Source organism: Micromonospora solifontis (genome assembly GCF_003725545.1).
GTDB classification, from domain to species: domain Bacteria; phylum Actinomycetota; class Actinomycetes; order Mycobacteriales; family Micromonosporaceae; genus Micromonospora; species Micromonospora solifontis.
Window position 1 is genome coordinate 1 of record NZ_RJLN01000225.1, and the last position, 218, is coordinate 218.

Annotated in this window: 1 protein-coding gene; it reads right to left on the minus strand. The window is 65.6% G+C overall.

Annotated elements, in window-relative coordinates; translation table 11 throughout:
• The coding region (locus tag EFE23_RS27965; RefSeq protein ID WP_199737279.1) for a C39 family peptidase at window positions 1-218 on the minus strand (218 nt) is incomplete at both ends.

Consider the following 218-nt stretch of genomic DNA (forward strand, 5'->3'; position numbering starts at 1 on the left):
TTGCCGTTGTCGCGGTAGCCGACGACGCTGATGTAGTGGCCGCCTTCGAAGGAGTGGGTGTTGCCGTCGGTGTCGGTGGTGGTGCCGGCGATGTTGGCGACCACGGCGCGGCCGTTGTCGATGGTGCGGACGATGTCGGCGCGGAGTCGGTCGGTCTGCTTGTCGTCGGCCTTGCTGTCCTTGATCTCCACCGAGTGGTAGGCGTCGGTCTTACCGGT